This is a genomic window from uncultured Oscillibacter sp. (genome assembly GCF_950073225.1).
GTDB lineage: Bacteria > Bacillota > Clostridia > Oscillospirales > Oscillospiraceae > Oscillibacter.
The window spans coordinates 185,058-201,184 of the sequence record NZ_CATMPS010000001.1 but is presented as its reverse complement, the minus strand read 5'-3'; the positions used below and the strand labels follow the sequence as shown (position 1 = coordinate 201,184).

General features: G+C 53.8%; 16 protein-coding genes. 9 read left to right on the top strand and 7 right to left on the bottom strand.

Going from position 1 to position 16,127, the window contains the following annotated elements:
• Window positions 1-12: 12 nt before the first annotated feature.
• From Q1M04_RS00955 to Q1M04_RS00940, 4 genes are all read right to left on the bottom strand, one after another.
• On the bottom strand, window positions 13-1,350 hold the full coding sequence (locus tag Q1M04_RS00955; protein ID WP_297996505.1) for an amidohydrolase: 1,338 nt from the start codon (window positions 1,348-1,350) through the stop codon (window positions 13-15).
• Window positions 1,351-1,371: 21 nt separating this feature from the next.
• On the bottom strand, window positions 1,372-1,833 hold the full coding sequence (locus Q1M04_RS00950; protein ID WP_297996507.1) for a hypothetical protein: 462 nt from the start codon (window positions 1,831-1,833) through the stop codon (window positions 1,372-1,374).
• Window positions 1,834-2,649 carry a DUF3100 domain-containing protein gene (locus Q1M04_RS00945; RefSeq protein ID WP_297996509.1) on the bottom strand — a complete coding sequence of 272 codons (816 nt, stop codon included), beginning with the start codon at window positions 2,647-2,649 and terminating at the stop codon, window positions 1,834-1,836. It abuts the gene before it with no gap.
• A 337-nt stretch (window positions 2,650-2,986) separates the two neighbouring features.
• On the bottom strand, window positions 2,987-3,898 hold the full coding sequence (locus Q1M04_RS00940) for a LysR family transcriptional regulator (RefSeq protein WP_297996511.1): 912 nt from the start codon (window positions 3,896-3,898) through the stop codon (window positions 2,987-2,989).
• Window positions 3,899-4,482: 584 nt separating this feature from the next.
• On the opposite strand from Q1M04_RS00940, the gene Q1M04_RS00935 reads away from it, so the two are divergent.
• The 3 genes from Q1M04_RS00935 to Q1M04_RS00925 are packed head-to-tail and all read left to right on the top strand — an operon-like array spanning window position 4,483 to window position 5,738.
• Window positions 4,483-4,941 carry a LytTR family DNA-binding domain-containing protein gene (locus tag Q1M04_RS00935; protein WP_297996513.1) on the top strand — a complete coding sequence of 153 codons (459 nt, stop codon included), beginning with the start codon at window positions 4,483-4,485 and terminating at the stop codon, window positions 4,939-4,941.
• Entirely contained in the window at window positions 4,938-5,393 is a 456-nt protein-coding gene (locus Q1M04_RS00930) for a hypothetical protein (protein WP_297996515.1), read from the top strand. The genes Q1M04_RS00935 and Q1M04_RS00930 overlap by 4 nt, the downstream gene beginning before the upstream one ends.
• A gap of 21 nt (window positions 5,394-5,414) precedes the next feature.
• Window positions 5,415-5,738 (top strand): transposase, encoded by a 324-nt coding sequence (locus tag Q1M04_RS00925; RefSeq protein WP_366131294.1) that lies wholly within the window; start codon window positions 5,415-5,417, stop codon window positions 5,736-5,738.
• Between the two features lie 129 nt (window positions 5,739-5,867).
• Here the strand turns inward: Q1M04_RS00925 and Q1M04_RS00920 are convergent, their stop codons facing one another.
• The 3 genes from Q1M04_RS00920 to Q1M04_RS00910 all read right to left on the bottom strand — a co-directional run bounded on the left by Q1M04_RS00920 (window position 5,868) and on the right by Q1M04_RS00910 (window position 10,137).
• Window positions 5,868-7,529, bottom strand: a complete 1,662-nt coding sequence (locus Q1M04_RS00920; RefSeq protein ID WP_297996517.1) for a sigma 54-interacting transcriptional regulator — start codon at window positions 7,527-7,529, stop codon at window positions 5,868-5,870.
• A 220-nt stretch (window positions 7,530-7,749) separates the two neighbouring features.
• Window positions 7,750-8,919 (bottom strand): amidohydrolase family protein, encoded by a 1,170-nt coding sequence (locus tag Q1M04_RS00915; protein WP_297996519.1) that lies wholly within the window; start codon window positions 8,917-8,919, stop codon window positions 7,750-7,752.
• Between the two features lie 42 nt (window positions 8,920-8,961).
• Window positions 8,962-10,137, bottom strand: coding sequence for an ABC transporter substrate-binding protein (locus Q1M04_RS00910; RefSeq protein WP_297996521.1), 1,176 nt, complete (start codon window positions 10,135-10,137; stop codon window positions 8,962-8,964).
• 469 nt (window positions 10,138-10,606) lie between these two features.
• Between Q1M04_RS00910 and Q1M04_RS00905 the strand changes: the two genes are divergently transcribed.
• The 6 genes from Q1M04_RS00905 to Q1M04_RS00880 all read left to right on the top strand — a co-directional run bounded on the left by Q1M04_RS00905 (window position 10,607) and on the right by Q1M04_RS00880 (window position 16,076).
• The gene (locus Q1M04_RS00905) at window positions 10,607-11,485 is read left to right on the top strand and encodes a branched-chain amino acid ABC transporter permease (RefSeq protein WP_297996523.1); all 879 of its coding nucleotides are present in this window, start codon (window positions 10,607-10,609) and stop codon (window positions 11,483-11,485) included.
• 3 nt (window positions 11,486-11,488) lie between these two features.
• Complete coding sequence (locus Q1M04_RS00900) at window positions 11,489-12,478, top strand: branched-chain amino acid ABC transporter permease (RefSeq protein WP_297996525.1); 990 nt, start codon at window positions 11,489-11,491, stop codon at window positions 12,476-12,478.
• Entirely contained in the window at window positions 12,475-13,260 is a 786-nt protein-coding gene (locus Q1M04_RS00895; RefSeq protein ID WP_297996527.1) for an ABC transporter ATP-binding protein, read from the top strand. Before Q1M04_RS00900 ends, Q1M04_RS00895 begins: the two co-directional genes overlap by 4 nt.
• Window positions 13,241-13,945, top strand: a complete 705-nt coding sequence (locus Q1M04_RS00890; RefSeq protein ID WP_297996529.1) for an ABC transporter ATP-binding protein — start codon at window positions 13,241-13,243, stop codon at window positions 13,943-13,945. Before Q1M04_RS00895 ends, Q1M04_RS00890 begins: the two co-directional genes overlap by 20 nt.
• 85 nt (window positions 13,946-14,030) lie before the next feature.
• The gene (locus tag Q1M04_RS00885) at window positions 14,031-15,029 is read left to right on the top strand and encodes an aldo/keto reductase (RefSeq protein ID WP_297996531.1); all 999 of its coding nucleotides are present in this window, start codon (window positions 14,031-14,033) and stop codon (window positions 15,027-15,029) included.
• Between the two features lie 12 nt (window positions 15,030-15,041).
• Window positions 15,042-16,076: a uroporphyrinogen decarboxylase family protein gene (locus tag Q1M04_RS00880; RefSeq protein ID WP_297996533.1), complete on the top strand. Its 1,035-nt coding sequence runs from the start codon at window positions 15,042-15,044 to the stop codon at window positions 16,074-16,076.
• Window positions 16,077-16,127 lie beyond the last annotated feature (51 nt).

Genomic DNA, 16,127 nt, shown 5'->3' with positions numbered 1-16,127 from the left:
GCGCAGACCAACTCAGCCCCGAATTCTGGAAAGAATCTCTCGCATATGCTGCTTCGCATCTGCTTTGATCTTCTCCTCATCCAGCGTAAGAACCTGCCGGTTACGCATCACTACCTTGCCATTGATGATTGAATCCGTAACATCACGGCCTCCAGCTGCGCACACCAGAGTATTTACCAAATTCTGTGTGGGTGAAATATGGGGCTGGTCAATATCGACCAAAATCATATCCGCCAGCTTTCCCACTTCAATTGTTCCCAACTCATCTCCGCGTCCCAGGGCATTGGCGCCGCCCTGGGTGGCCATACGAAGCAGCATTTTACAGGTCATGACAATTGGGTCAAAGGCGGCCAGCCCCCAAAATGCCTGACTCCCATACCGCAAGGTTTTCATTTCCTCAAACAGATCCGCATTGTTGGGTGCGGCGCCATCCGTTCCCAGGCCAATGGAGGCGCCTGCCTCCAAAATCTGGGGCGCCTTGGGGAATCCATGGTTGGAGAGGTTGCACCTCGGGCAGTGGACCACTTTGACGCCCCGCTCCGCCATAATGTGAATATCGTGCTCAGAGAGCAAAACATTATGGGCAGTGAGAAGGTTGGGACCAAGCACACCCAGACTATCCAAAAATTCTGCGGGACGCATTTTGTAGTTCTGCAAACAGAAGCTCACCTCATCCCTATGCTCGCACAAGTGAGCATGAATCCCGGTATGCAGCGCGGCTGCCCGCTCCCTTACCATACTGATAAGCTCCGGCGTACAGGTCATGACCTGGCGAATGGCAAAGAAAATCCGGATTCGGTCCTCTCCACTGCCGTTGTATGCCCGATAGAGTGCCTCTGTATTGGAAACAGCCTCCTCCCGCGTCTCCTTCATGGCCCCGGTAATGGCGTTTCCCGTGTCCATAGTGGACTTGGCGATGGCCGCCCGCATGCCGGATTCGATTACCGCATCGGCAACACGGTCCATAAACACACCGCCGGAATCCGCAAAGGAGGTTGTTCCGTACTTGATCATTTCCAGGCACGCCAGCTGACCGCTTACATAGGAATCCTCAGGCCGGAGGTTACTCTCAAACGGAACCAGAATACGCGTCCAGATCATGGGGTATTCATCCGCGACACTTCCCCGCAGAAGCTGCTGGCAGCAATGGGTATGTCCATCCACCAGGCCCGGCATCAGCAGCTTTCCCTTTGCGTCGATCACTTCAGCCGCATCCGGAAGACTCTCCCCTGCGGCAAAAATGCCCGCGATCTGATTGCCGCTTACTGAAACGGCACAGTCGTTTCCGGTGGAAAAATCCTTATGCAGGAGCCGGCAGTTTTTTATGAGTAAATCACAAACTTGATTCATGGATTGACTCCTCTCCTCCCGTCAAATGACGCCGGTAATCTTGAGAACGGTCTGCGCAATAATCGCAGAAAACACAAATGTGCCAAAAATCACAAACAGCGTAATGATGATGTATTTCCAGCCCATCTTCGCAAAGGACTTGATCTCCTTGCCCAGGGAAATGCCGATAAACGCTCCCATGGCGGCAGTGGGCGCCATAAACTGAACGTTGGAGGTCAGCGTGATAACCTGTTCCTGTACGGGAGAAATTGGGCAGGACAGCAGGACCGCCAAGACAACAACATACATCATGGAGGGGAGTTTTATAAAGCGGCTCATCGCCTTGCTGATGGTCAGTCCGCCCAGGCCAATACCGCACAGGACCAGTATTCCAGGCACAGACTCAGAGATGGTTATTCCATACCCCACCGTGTTGGAAATGAGAATCAAGGTGAAGATCATCACCATCAGGGCACATGTTTTTCCAAAATACTTGATAACCATTTATCTCTCCTCCTTTGCCGCCTGCTTCTTGAACCGAGGCGACAGCCACTTGTACAGTTTTGTCGTCAAGGGCAGGCTAACAAATGTTCCCATATAAATACCTGTAGCTCCTGTCAGCATATCACTCATGCTGCCCATAAGCAGCACCTGCTCACCGAATTCAGGATAGGCCTCGGCAACGGTAGCGGATGCCGCAGACATCATGGCGCCGCTGCCAACGCCGCTGGCCATACCCAAGGCCAGGGGGTGGAAAAGATCCATGGAGATTATGAAATTAACGAGCAGCGAAATAAAGACCGTACCAATGATGGAACCCACTACATAGACCGAAAACGTGCCCTTTGTCTCTGGCGCGTCCGGGCCGTAAATATCCGTGGTAAGCCCCAGGTTGGAATCCCGGTTGATGGAATAGCAGGCGCCGATGGACTCCTGCCTCAGCCCCAGCAGAAGCGCAAGGGGAAGAGAGAGGAAAATTGTGCCCAGATTTCCGAATTCCTGAAGAATGAGAGCAGGGCTTACCGCAACCAGCTTGCTGAGGTTTGCCCCTGCGGACACACCCATTTTCGCCATGAAAGGAGCCAGAATCATAAGCACAAGCGCCCCTGCTGTCTCGCTTTCCTCCTCCGTGAACACCTTCAAAAGATCTTGCCCTAGCAAGCTGGCAATAATAGTCGTGAAGAGCAAGGAGAAAAAGGTAAAGGTTCCAATCGGCGTATTGATGCGCAGAGTACCGATGCGATCACAGACAGCACACAGTATTGCTGCCACGAGGTATATTTTCCAATATTTGCGTACAGCGCCAGAGACTTTCTCCATAAAATCAACCCTTTCTCTTGTTTCAAATCAAATTGGGGACATCGGATGCATCCCGCGCGCGCATTTTCTAGTAGTTTCGTACTTCGAAGTACTTTCATTATAGGAGAAAAATGTCACTCTGGGAAGCATCTAAAAAACGTTTAGTATCTATCGTTTTTAGCGATGGATCATATAGAAAAACGGCAGCGTATTTCTTAGCGCTCGGCTTTACAAATGGCAAAAAAACGTCTTGTCCCATTTTTCAAACAAGGCCTAAACAGAGTTTCCCTGTAAACCGCCAGGGCTCCTGTATCAGATCACCGAGTGCCGGCAAGAAAGAAAGACCAAAGCCGGCGTTTTACAGCAGGCTTTGGTCCCTCTCCAGTTCTTCCTGGAATAACTTTAAAAACTTCCTTGTTAGAGAGGACTCTCCAATTTTTGACTGCAGCAGATAGCCGATTTCCCAGGAACCGCAATCAGCCGCTGGAACTGCCAGAATTCCGTTTTGCCGTTCGCTTGAGGTACGGTAACCGCTGCCTAAAATATAGGCGTCCAATTCCTGAAGTATCATATAGGCGGCCGCGCGGTCATTGACATTGATAACAGACGGAGAGTACTCCTTCAGCGCGTCGGTAAAAATAATGTCGGTGTCAATTCCCCGGTCATAGGCGACTCTTGGGTAGTTTTTCAGGTCTTCCTCATAGATCACACCAGCTCCCGCCAGCGGGTGCCCCTGGCGCAGGTAAACATGGACAGGCTTATAGGCAATATGATGGAACACTGTACCGGCCATGCGCAGTTTCTGGGTCAGGAAATTCTTGCTGCCTGAAGTAAAAAACAGAATTCCCACATCATATTTTCCGGCAGAGACGGCATTCAGTACCTCAGATGTACGCATCTCATAGAAATCCACACGATAGCAGTCTTCCATATGTTCCCGGACCAGACTGCACAGCGCGTCAATTCCTGGCATGTGGTGCTGCGTTGCAACTGAAAACTCAATGCGCTGCTCTGTGTGATCCACATATTTCGTATTCAGCATGTCCACCTGCTGCAAAATACGCTTTACATCCAAAGCCAGGCTGGCTCCCCGCTCTGTCAGGTCGATTCCGCTGCTGCTGCGCCTAAACACCTCAAAACCGAACTCGGATTCGATATTCTGTATAGCGACAGAAACTGTAGATTGGGTGGTGTACATCTGTCTGGCCGCCTTGCTGACAGAGCCTGCATAAATAACCCCAAGGAAATAGCGCATCTGTTGAATAGTCATAATGGCCCTTTCTGCTTTTTCGTCTTATTTTATCTTAGAGAGTCTGATGCTGTCAAGATTTTCGTGCTGAGATGTAATGTATAAAGGGTGGTTTTACCAGGCCGCTACATTACATTGACTGCGGTTCATTTGTGCCAGAATGGCACGGGTTGGAGGGGCGCTGATCGACCAGCAGGAGGGAACCGAGGGGGAGCGTCCGGGGATGGCCTGGGCGCTCCGTTCTCTTTGCCGGCCCTCTGCTAGGGCGCACTTACTCACCACCGGCCAGGGGCCTGCGGTGGTACTGCCTGACGGCAGCCGTGCGCTCTCCGGGGGGCGGCTCCGCCGGGGGGCGCTCCCTGCCGGTATATACCAGCAGACGCCAACGGCGGCTTGTGCGTCGAACGTAGCCGCGCCAATGCACTGGGGGGCTTGGGGGCCTTTGGCCACCAACAAGCTGCGCCCGGGTATATACCGGTGCAGTGCTTGCTACCACTGCTATCGACCTTCAATGTGTACGTCTTAGTTGATGAAAACGGTCACAGAGGAAGATTGGATTGTAATCCTACTGTTATCTGATAAAGTAGTTACGAAAGGAGGAGGCCATGAAAATCACAATAAATCAAGATCAATCTTATTCTGAAACAGAGGTCATCATCAACTGTCATCAGGCGGACGAGGATATCTTAAGACTGGTAGCTATGCTCCGTATATACCAGAAAAAACTGGTCGGTATTTTGGATGGAGAGCGGCATTTGCTGGACGTGAAGGATATCCTCTACATCGACACAGCAGACAAGAAGACGTTTCTTTACACAGAGAAACAGGTTTTTCAAAGTGCGTTGCGGTTGTATGAGCTGGAGGATACCTTAAAGGAACTGGACTTCTTTCGAGCTGGGCGATCTACCATCCTCAATTTCCGACGGGTGCGGTCCGTCCGCCCGGAATTGGGGAGGCGGTGGCTGGTAACCATGGATAACAACGAGCAGATTTGGGTATCCCGTCAGTACGCCGGGGAACTGAAGGAAAAATTACAGCAAGCGGAAAGGAGTATTTTCAAATGAAAAAGTTTTTCAAGGGTTTAATCGAATGTAAATTGTCGGCCTGCGCCATGTTTACTGCCGCTATGTTTCTCTATCTGTGCTTTTGCCTTGTATACGATAACCGAGAAGTATCCACTGTATTACTGTGGGGGTTGTTTTGGGTAAGCGTCGCCGGGGCTCTCATCCAAGCGGTGTGTTTCTCAGACTGGATCATCAAAAAGATGCGTTATACGTGGCGTAGTTTGTTGTTTGTGCTTCTTTTTCTCCCGGTGATGTCCCTTGCCGCCTGGAAAACAGAATGGTTTCCGGCGGATCAGACAGGAGCATGGGGCATGTTTATCGGTATCTTTTTCCTCATCTTCTTGGTTATGACCATTGGCTTTGATATCTACTTCCAGGTCACAGGCAGAAAATACGATGGGCTCATCGGGCAGTATCGGAAAAAGAAAGAGGACGCAGAAAATGACAGTTAATCGTAAATCTCCCCTTGACAAATGTTTTCTTGTGAGAGCCTGCTTGAGATGATCCTTCCCAATCTGGACAATCTTTCCTGTGTAAAGAAGTTTCTGGTAAATGGGGGATACTCCGGCGAACGCTTTGCCGATCAGGTCAAGGAGATTTGCGGCGCGCAGGTCGAAGCTGTAAAGCGCAGCGAATTACACAAGTTTGCTGTGTTGCCGCGCCGTTGGGTGGTGGAGCGTCTTTCCGGCTGGCTCGACAAATTCCGCAGGCTTTGGAAAAGTTGTGAACGCAAACTTCTTACCCCTGCCCAGATCCTTACGTTTGCACTCATTGCCATCCTTATTAGAAGATTTTAAGCAGGCTCTTAGTGTGGTTTTAGAAACCGATACGGGTGATAACTCTATTGGAAAATCCGCTTTTTTGTTAATCGTGGCGTATGTTTTGGCGGTAAAACTTACGCAGACGCAACCGATATAATCAACAATTTAGAATATGGACGGAGACGAGCTCATGTTTTTCAGGCGGCGGTACAGAGTGGCCCTGCTGATGCAGAACCGTTTCGCGATTTCCGTTTTGCTGATCCCCTGCTTGATGAGCAGCAAAATCTGTTCATCTTCTTCATCCTTTGCGGAGGGCTCGGGTCGGAGTCCGTCCCGCTGGAGAATGGGAACGTCTGACAGCCGCAGGGTGTGCTGCTCGACAGAATTTACAATCATTTCCGCAATGCGGTACAGGTCGTCCAATCTTGTCCACCGGCGGCGCCGGATCGCCTGCTTCAGCTCTTCACTTAGGGCAAGGCGGTTGCAGTGCCGCTTTTCAAAATAGGCGTCCAGGATGCTTTCAAAAACCGGAAAAAACGCGGGAGAATCAGAACTTAACTCCGGAATCTCCAGCACGTGGTCCTGGAGAATCCCCAGGAACCGGTCGGTAAGCAGGCCGGCGGCTTGCAGGTCCTGGAGAGGCAGGCAGGTGGAAAACAGCAGGCGAAGGTCAAAATGGCCGCAGAGGCTTGGACTTTTCAGGGGCAGCTTGCATTCGATGATATTGCTCAGCTTATTTTGGAGGGCGTAGGACATAAACTCAATGTTTTGGAAGCAGACGGTTCCGTAGGATGCCTGCCACAGAAGGCCCGTCTCCGGGGCGGTGGCGTCACCGAAGACGGCCTCCGCCTGGGAAAGCGGAGGAAGGCTCTGGCAGTCGATAGAAAGCAGCGGCTTGCCGCCCCGGGAGGAGTTGGCGTGAATGTAAGAAGCCAGAATGCCCTTGCCGCTGCCCTGGGAACCGGAGAGGAGAACAGGAAGCTGCGAACAGCTCAGGCGGGCGGCGTGGTCCAGCAGGGCGCGATAGGGCGGCAGATGGCGAAAGGGAGGGGCCTGGCACTCCTGTAAAATCACCCGAGCGGAGGAGGAGATGGGACGCTCATGGCTTCTCAGAATCAAAAGAGAATCGGATCCTCCCGCATATCCGGGCACCCAGGTGACATGGCCGAAGAAGCCGTCTGGGTCCAAGGAGGCGTAAAAAAAGGCTTGGACCGTAGTGCGGGAGAGGGGCATGGCAAGGGGCAGAAGTTCCCCTACGGTTTCTGTGCCATCCGGGAACAGCTCACTGGATGCTCCCCGCTTGGAGAGAAGCATTCCATCCCGGTCAACGGTGGCAATGCCGATGCCCGTCAAAAAATCCAGGGATATTTGCTCCTCCGAAGCGGGCTCCGAGGCAAACTCGCCGCTTAAGATCATGGCGACGATCTGCGCCGCTTTTTCCAACGTATCCACGGCGTTTTGCAGTGTCCCGAACATGTTGATGCTCCGGGTGATGGGAGCGATCATCGCCATAGCGCCGAGAATCTGTTCACCATGCTTGACAGGGACACCGATAAAGCCGCTGACACTGCACGTCAGACGCTCGGAACAGACGTTGCAGCCGGGATTTTCCTGGGTTTTGCTCAAAATGACCGGTTTTCCCGTTTTGACGACGTTGGTGATGATGGAGGATACCGTGATCTTAGATTGACTTTCTTCTGAGGCGTCGGAATAGGTGCTGGCGATTTTCCGAAGGTTGTAATCCGCGATCAGGAAATCCGCCTTGATGATATTTGACAAAATGGCGCAGAATTTGTTCAGGCTTGTGCTGATGTGTTTGGTATCCATAGAATGCTTCAAACCTTTCTTTTGTGGAAGGGGCCCATGAGAAATTCCGTCACAGGCCGAAAAGGCGGCTGCGGCATGGCCCATGTTATTCGACATCATGGACATTTATAAGCATTATACCATATCCCACAGGGTAGGAGAAGCGCAAAAAATCAGGAAATATGAAGCTGTCCGGCACGTCTCTGCCGGACAGCTTCACATTTATGCAAAGAGGGGGGAATCACTCTGTACGGACCCAGACTCCGGATTTCATAACACCGGTAAGACTTGTATTAAACCTCCTCAAGTCCTCCAGGGGATTCTGCGTTAAAATAATTAGATCTGCGTCCCGGCCGGGTTGGATAGAACCGGTTTCGGAGCCGATCCCCAGAAAGCCGGCGGCAATATCCGTGGCGCTTCGGATGACCTCTGCGGCGGACATGCCTGCCTGCTGCATAAAGATCATCTCACCGGCAATATCCTCCGGCTCGATGAGAAAGACGTCCCGGCCATAGAGAATGGTGACGCCCTGCCGCCTGGCCAGATGGAAGCGCTCACATTTGAGTTCAAACAGGCGCTGGGCGCTTTGCCGGACTTCCGGAGGAATCTGATACTGTTCTCCGATTTGGGCCACCAATCCATAGGGAGAGAATGTGGGAACAATGGCAATGTGTTTCTCCAACAGCTTTTCCACCAGCTCCTGGTCCAGCATGGTGGCGTGCTCAATGGTAGAGGCTCCCGCCTCGGCGGCGTTCATCATAGCCTTTTTGCTGTGGGCATGGCAGGCGATCTGCTTGCCAACGCGGTGCCCTTCCCGACAGATGGCCTGCAACTCGTCCAGGTCGATCTCCGCGGTGTCCGGAATTTCATTGGTTCGGCCCAACCCTCCGGTCAGCATGACCTTGAGAAAGTCGGCGCCTTGGGCAAGCTGTTCTCGAGCAGCCCTGCGGGCCTCTTCCGGGCCAGAGATGTGGACGGCGGAGGGCATGTGCCCGCCGGGGATGCTGATGGCGCTTCCGCATACCAGAAGCCTGGGCCCCTCTAGCTGTCCCTTGCGAATGGAATCCCGCAAGGCGGCGGTTTCGCCATACATCGCGCCGCATTCCCGGACAGTGGTGAAACCGGCGTACAGCATCCGCTTGGCATAGCCGGCACACATATAAGCGCCCTCCATGGGGGCGGCGTTATAATACGCGCGGGTCTGCGGGTCGTCTGCCGCCATGCCGAGATGCCAATGACAATCAATGATTCCGGGCAGCAGGAAGCGCCCGTTGAGGTCGTACTCCTGAATTCCGGGAGAAGGAGGAAGGCAGTCCTCCACCAGCGCAATGGTTTTCCCGGAAACCCGGATGTCCTTGCGGACAAAACCGTCCTTCTGCCATACGGCGCCATTTCTGAAAATCAGCTCCAATTTGTCCGCTCCCTTCGTTTCAAGGCAACTGAATGCAGCAGATTATTGAGGCACCAGCTGCCAGGTTTTGTTGCTGTCCAATTGGACGATGTTGACGCTGCAGATGCACTGGCGGGCGTCCGTCCACTCAAAAGAGCCGGTTTTCCCTTCCCAGGTGCCCAGACTGCACAGAGCGCCGTACATCTTCTGGCGGTCTCCCGCAGCACCGTTCTTTGCGCAGGTGAGGATCTGCATGGTGCCCTCGTAAGACATGCGGGAGAACAGGTTGGCGTTCATATTGCCCACCTCGTTGCAGCGCTGGTTGAGCCACACGCAGCCCTCGTCGGGGTTGTCAATGTAGTAGGTACAGTGGCAGTAAAGGCCCACGGCATAGTCACCTGCCAGCTCGATGAACGCGTCGTTGATGAGGGATTCCACGCAGTACCAGGTGGGCTTGAAGCCAAGCTGGTCGGCCTGGCGCAGGATGGCGGCCATGTCCTGATACTGGACGTTGATCATGACCAAATCGGGATTTGCGTCCTTCAGCTGCGCGATGATGGGGGTGAAGTCGCTGACCTCTCCCTCGTTGTAGGTGATGGAGGCGACCAGCTCACAGCTGCTGTCCTTGGACAGTTCGTCAAACTCCTCGGAGGCGTAAGTCGTAAAGAATTCGCCGGCGTCATTGTTCAAGGCCACCAGGGCTACCTTTCTCCCGCCCAGAACCTTTACCGCGTTGTCGGCCATGATGGGCCAGACGTAATTGGCGGCAATGTTTTGCTGGAAGGTGTAGGTATACTCTGTGGCAATGCGGCCGTCGGAGGAGACAGAGCAGAAGAAGGGGGTTTTTGCCTCGTCAAACAGCGGGGCCATCGCTAGAGCGTTGGAGCTGGAATAGGTTCCGATGGCGGCGTCGTATTTTTGGTCGTCGATGATCATTTGGGCCACGGTAGCGGCCTGAGTGGTGTTGTTTTGATCGTCGAAGACGTCCAGGACCACCTTGCGGCCGTTGATTCCACCAGCCTCGTTGATTTCGTCCACGGCGATCTGGGCGCCGGTTTTCTGCATCTCGCCGTACTGGGCCTCATTGCCTGTCATGGGCGCGATGAGAGCCAGGTGGTAATCGTTTTGGGTTTCGCCGCTGGAATCCGCCGGGGAGGCGCTGGGAGCAGATTGATTTGCGCATGCGGCAAGGACAAAGAGCATACCCAGTGTAATAATCATGCAGTTTAGCTTTTTCATGTTGACCTCCATTAATTCAGGTTGTTTCTGCGTGGATTTTGTTCGGGCTTTTGTCAGCGGAGCCCTGAAAAATCGGCGCGGTCAGGCCATCGGCTTTCTGTGATAAAGATATCAGTTCCCTCCCCCTGATTCAATGATAATTATGCCTAAAACACGCGGATGTTTTTTTTAATCGAAAATATGGCACAGGCCGATTTTTGACCTTAATATTGTACATAATATCTAAATTGAGAAAAATTGATTTGTGTATTATTGGAAGTGTCCCGTGAGGCGCGCGTGTGTATCGGAGCGCACAAGTGTATCATATTTTGGGGATTTGAGACTGAATGATACATATTGCTCCCCAAAATGATACATTTTGCTGAAAGCAAATTTGCATTTTTCAAAAGGCTATGCTACATTCTGCTTGTCAGCGGGCCTTTGAACGGTCAAAAAACACTTTTTGTATATGGGGGGATGACTTTTGGACATGTTTTTGATCTATACGATCAGCGGGATTGTGCTGGGCAGCGTTTACGCTCTGACCGCGGTGGGATACTCCATTGTCTATGGCGTTCTGGAGCTTGTGAACTTTGCGCATGGAACGATTTTCATGGTTGGAGCCTACCTGATGTACATCCTGTGTACATTGCTGGGCGTTCCGCTGCTGCCGGGCGCGGTGATTGCCGTTGCCCTGACCGGGGCCGTGGGCATCCTCTATGAGCGGATCGCCCTGCGGCCGCTGAGACTTCGCAACCTTCCCAAGTTTTGTTTTCTAATCTGCACCATTGGTATTTCCATCGTGCTGGAAAACATTTTGTTTGTCACCATGGGCTCGGAGGCACGCCTGTATCCCACGCTGCGGGAAGGGACGTACTATTCGGTTTTGGGAGTCAACCTCTCATTTGTTCAGCTTCTTATCATGCTGGTGGCGGTGGTCTTAATGGCGGCCTTGGTGATTTTCCTGAAAAAATCCCCTCTTGGTATGGCGATGCGGGCTACCGCGCAAAATAGAACGGCTACGGAGTTGATGGGAATTTCAGTGGATGCCATCGTATCCATCACGTTCTTCCTGGGCTCCGCCCTGGCCGCGGTTTCGGGAATCTTTTACTGCATGGCTTTTCGAAGCGTCAGCACCGGCATTGGCGCGCAGATCACGCAAAAGACGTTCGCGTCAACGGTTCTGGGCGGCATCGGCGAGATTGGCGGCGCGGTTATCGGCGGGCTGATTTTGGGGCTGACGGAAAGCTACACATCGGGGTATATTGGGAGCGAATACCGGGATGTGGCCGCATTTATTGTTCTGATTGCGGTTCTCTTAATCCGTCCCTCCGGACTGCTGGGGAAACCCGCACAGAAGAAGGTGTGAGCTATGAAAAGGAATCAAAAACATTTGGCGCCCTGTATTACGCTGGCTGTCGCGCTTGTGTTTCCTCTGGTCTTTTCGGGCAACAATACGGTCATCCGCCTGGGGGCTGTCTCTCTTCTGTATGGCATTCTGGCAGTCAGCCTGAACTTGATTTCCGGCGTGGCGGGACAGATCTCCATGGGTCATGTAGCATTTTATGGAATCGGGGCATATGTTTCCGCCATGCTGTCCATGCGGGCGCAGTTTCCCTTCCTGCTCTGCCTGCTCTGCGCTTTTGCCCTGTCCGCCGTTGCGGGGCTGATCATTGGCATACCGTCCCTTCGCATGCAGGGCGGGTATCTGGCCATCATTTCCATTGGTTTTGCGGAAATTGTGCGCTTGACGCTATTGAATTGGAAGAGCTTTACCAACGGGGCGAAGGGGCTTCTGAACATTCCCAGGCCTTCGATCTTTGGATATACCATCTCGTCCGTGACGCAGACGTTCTATTTCTTCCTGTTCTTCCTTGTGGTGGCCTATGCAGCGCTGTCCAATCTGATTTCGTCCAAGTTCGGCCGGAACCTCAAGGCGATCAAAAGCGACGACATCGCCGCTGAGGCCATGGGTATCCACGTGTACCGCAGCAAAGTGACGGCCTATGTGATTTCCGCCTCCATAGCGGGGGTTGCGGGCTCTTTGTACGCCCACTACATGATGTTCATTTCCCCCTACAGCTTTACCTCCGACGTGTCCACTTCCATTTTAAGCATGGTGGTGCTGGGCGGCTTGGGGAACATGTACGGCGCCCTGATTGCCGCAATCGTCCTTACGGTGCTGCCGGAGACGCTGCGTTCGCTGGAGAGCTACCGGATGCTGATTTACGGCGTGCTGCTTGTGACCATCATGCTTTCCAAAACCACGGTCTGGAGTGAGACCAGGCTCGGTGCGGCGGTTTCCAATGCGAGGAAGAAGCTGACCGCCTTCCGGCCTGGAAAAGGAGGGGAAGAACGATGAGCCTTTTGACGGTAGAGCATATCAGCAAGTCCTTTGGCGGCATCAAAGCCGTTTCAGACTTTTCCTTTCAAGTAGGCAAGGGGCAGATCGTCAGCATTATCGGCCCCAACGGGGCGGGAAAGACCACCGTGTTCAACCTTTTGACCGGCATTTACCGGCCCGATACCGGCAGCATTCGTCTGGACGGGGAGGAGCTGGTGGGCCTGAAGCCCTATCAGCTGATCGAAAACGGCGTGGCCCGGACCTTCCAGAACCTCCGGCTCTTTTCCGAGCTTACCGTCCTTGAAAACGTGATGATCGGCTATCAGAGCCGGATTCATTACTCTTTGTGGGATTCTCTGCTTGTGACGAAGAAGAAGCGGCAGGGAGAGGCGCAGGCGGAGGACCGGGCCCGGGAAATTATTGAGCGGATTGGGCTGAGCCACCAGATTGACAACGACTGCAAGAACCTGCCCTACGGAATGCAGAAAAAGGTGGAGATTGCCCGGGCGATGGTGAGCGAAGTGAAGCTGGTGCTGCTGGACGAACCGGCGGCGGGCCTCAACCCCAGCGAGACTGCGGAAATGTCCGATTTTATCCAGCGGCTGAAGGAGTGGGGCTATACGGTTCTTCTGATTGAACACGACATGAACCTGGTTATGAAGATATCCGACTATATTTATGTAATGAACTACGGCGCAGAGCTTGCCGGGGGTCTGCCCGCGGAAATCCGGAGCAATCCCCAGGTTATTGAGGCTTATATCGGGAAAGGAGGTGTGCAGCGTGTTCTTAAAAGTGGATAATCTAAACACTTACTACTCCAAGCTCCACGCCATCTGGGACATCTCATTCAACGTGGAACAAGGGGAAATCGTCACCCTGATCGGGTCCAACGGTGCGGGCAAGTCCACGCTGCTGAAGACCATCTCCGGGACGCTGAAGCCCAAAACCGGCAGCATTGCGTATAACGGAACGGACATCGCCGGGGAAAAACCGAGCAAAATCGTGCGCAGCGGGCTGGTGCTGTGTCCGGAGGGCCGCCAGATATTTCCCAAAATGACAGTCCAGGAGAATCTCCGCATGGGAGCGTATATCTGTAAAAGCAAAGGGGAGATGGAAGCTGGCTATGATCGGAATTTTGCCCTTTTCCCGATTTTGAAGGAACGTTACCGCCAGGAGGCGGGCACGCTTTCCGGCGGAGAGCAGCAGATGCTGGCCATAGGACGAGCCCTTATGAGCAGTCCGAAGCTGCTAATGCTGGACGAGCCCTCTCTGGGCCTGTCTCCCGTTTTGACGGAAACGGTGTTTCAACTGATTCAGGAGATCAACGCCCAGGGTGTGACTATTTTACTGGTGGAGCAGAATGCGGTCATGGCGCTGAGCATTGCCAACCGGGGTTATCTGTTGAGCAGCGGCCACATCCAGGCCAAGGGCACCGGAGAGGAGCTGCTCAACAGCGACGAGATCCTGGCGGGCTATCTCGGCTGAGGTATGAAGGGCCGCGCCGGGGCGTGCCGCCAGTGCGGAGGCTTTGCGCGCGGCAACTGAACGAAACGATTATGGGGGATTTCAAATGAAATACATGAAATTTGGCAATTCCGGGCTTACGGGTTCCGCCATCACCTTCGGGGCGATGCCGCTGGGCGGGGGCTCCTGGTGGAGCAATTCGGACGATAAGGAATCAATCCGGACGGTTCACCGGGCCATCGACCTGGGCATCACGGTGTTTGATACCGCACCTGTTTATGGCTATGGGCACAGCGAGGAAATCCTGGGCCAGGCGGTCAAGGGCCGCAGGGATCAAGTCCTGATTTCCACAAAATGCGGCCTGTGGTGGGATGACGACGAGGGCACCTACCACTTTACCAACGATGGTCATGTGGTTCGCCGGAACGTGTCCCGCCGGGTTATCAGGCTGGAGCTGGAGAAGAGCTTGAAGCGCCTGGGTACGGACTATATTGACATCTATTATACCCACAATCCGGCAAAGCCGCCCTTTGACACACCTGTGGAGGAGACGGTAGGAACGCTGATGGAGCTGAAAAAAGAGGGCAAAATTCGGGCGATCGGCGCCTCTAATATGACGGTGCCCCAGATGGAAGAGTATCTGAAGTATGGGGAGATTGACTTTGCCCAGAAAAAATACAGCATCATGACGCGGGATATCGAAAAGGACATGCTTCCCTTCTGTCAGGAGCATGACGTCGTGCTCCACGCCTACGCCACCATCGAGCGAGGACTGCTGACCGGAAAAATTACCAAGGACTATACCTACCCGGAAGGGGACGCCCGAGGCGACCAGCCCTGGTGGAGGCCGGAGCGTTTTCCTTATGCGGTGGATTTTGTGGACAGCCTGCGGGATATGTGTGAGAAGTACCAGTGCAGCATGGTGAACCTGTCCACCGCGTGGCTCCGCGCCCAAAGCCCGAATGTCAATGTGATCTGCGGGGCGCGCAGGGTTCCCCAGATCGAGGAAAGCGCTCTGGGCTGCGAGGTCGAGCTGATGCCTGGGGATGTGCAGGAGATTCGCCGGCGGGCCGAGGAACTGGACGAGAAGATCAAGGACCTGTAAGGAGGAGAGAACATGAACAGCTATGAACGCATGCGGGCGCTGGTAGAGGGCCGGCCCGTGGACCGGGCCGGTGTCTGCGGATGGTTCCATATGCCCCTGGTGGACCACAACATCACGGATTTTGTAAACGCCACCATTGCCGTCACCGATTACTGCGGATGGGATTTTGTCAAGCTGATGACCAACGGTAATTTTATGCCGGAGGCCTATGACGCCGACCTGACTCCGTCCCGGGATCCCCATGAATGGTGCGCCACGTTTCATCGCTATCCCATCCGGGATATGGAGGATTTGAAAAAACTGAAGGTCCTGGACGCAAAGAGCGGTTCCCTGCATAGGGAAGTGCTGGTGACCAAGGCCCTGTGCGGCCATTACAGGGACACGGTTCCGGTAATCGCCACCATCTTCAGCCCCCTGACCAGCCTGCAGGAGATGATGAGCTCCCTGAATCCCACCGGGATCAAAAGATTTATCAGGGAGAACCGGCAGGAGCTTCACAATGCGCTGAGCATCGTGACCCAGACCATCCGGAATTACCTGGACGAGCTGATCGAGGCGGGCATTGACGGGGTCTTTTTCGCCAATCAGTACTCTATGTCCACCATCATCACTCCGGAAGAGTTCGACGAGTTCTGCAAGCCCTATGACCTGGAGATTCTGAATTACATAAAGGACCGGACCTGGTTCAATATGCTCCATGTCCATGGGGACGCGAATCTGATGATGGATCGGTTCCTGGACTATCCCGTCCAGGCCATCAACTGGGAGAACGTGCCCTCCAAGATCTGCGACCGCCAGCGGACCACGGTGAAAATGGTCCGGCAGATGACCGGCAAGCTGCTGATCTGCGGCATTGACCAGACGGCGGATTTCTACAACAAGGACAATGACCGGGAGGCGGTCAAGGCCCTGCTGAAGGAGCGGTACGATGCAGTGGCAAAGGAAGTGGGGGGCAACGGCTTCGTCTTTGCCCCGGGCTGTTCCATGCCGCTTGATGTGGAGCCGTATCTGTTCACCCTTCTGAAGGAGGTCGCAGAGGAGGCCTGATCAGAGCTTCCGGGGGCTCCGGAGGCTGGAAAAGGGATTCGCGCAAGAGCC

Bases quoted from the DNA above. Each gene is read 5' to 3' on its own strand.
- Q1M04_RS00955 (WP_297996505.1), bottom strand. From the start codon at position 1,350: ATGAATCAAGTTTGTGATTTACTCATAAAAAACTGCCGGCTCCTGCAT.
- Q1M04_RS00950 (WP_297996507.1), bottom strand. From the start codon at position 1,833: ATGGTTATCAAGTATTTTGGAAAAACATGTGCCCTGATGGTGATGATC.
- Q1M04_RS00945 (WP_297996509.1), bottom strand. From the start codon at position 2,649: ATGGAGAAAGTCTCTGGCGCTGTACGCAAATATTGGAAAATATACCTC.
- Q1M04_RS00940 (WP_297996511.1), bottom strand. From the start codon at position 3,898: ATGACTATTCAACAGATGCGCTATTTCCTTGGGGTTATTTATGCAGGC.
- Q1M04_RS00935 (WP_297996513.1), top strand. From the start codon at position 4,483: ATGAAAATCACAATAAATCAAGATCAATCTTATTCTGAAACAGAGGTC.
- Q1M04_RS00930 (WP_297996515.1), top strand. From the start codon at position 4,938: ATGAAAAAGTTTTTCAAGGGTTTAATCGAATGTAAATTGTCGGCCTGC.
- Q1M04_RS00925 (WP_366131294.1), top strand. From the start codon at position 5,415: ATGTTTTCTTGTGAGAGCCTGCTTGAGATGATCCTTCCCAATCTGGAC.
- Q1M04_RS00920 (WP_297996517.1), bottom strand. From the start codon at position 7,529: ATGGATACCAAACACATCAGCACAAGCCTGAACAAATTCTGCGCCATT.
- Q1M04_RS00910 (WP_297996521.1), bottom strand. From the start codon at position 10,137: ATGAAAAAGCTAAACTGCATGATTATTACACTGGGTATGCTCTTTGTC.
- Q1M04_RS00905 (WP_297996523.1), top strand. From the start codon at position 10,607: ATGTTTTTGATCTATACGATCAGCGGGATTGTGCTGGGCAGCGTTTAC.
- Q1M04_RS00900 (WP_297996525.1), top strand. From the start codon at position 11,489: ATGAAAAGGAATCAAAAACATTTGGCGCCCTGTATTACGCTGGCTGTC.
- Q1M04_RS00895 (WP_297996527.1), top strand. From the start codon at position 12,475: ATGAGCCTTTTGACGGTAGAGCATATCAGCAAGTCCTTTGGCGGCATC.
- Q1M04_RS00885 (WP_297996531.1), top strand. From the start codon at position 14,031: ATGAAATACATGAAATTTGGCAATTCCGGGCTTACGGGTTCCGCCATC.
- Q1M04_RS00880 (WP_297996533.1), top strand. From the start codon at position 15,042: ATGAACAGCTATGAACGCATGCGGGCGCTGGTAGAGGGCCGGCCCGTG.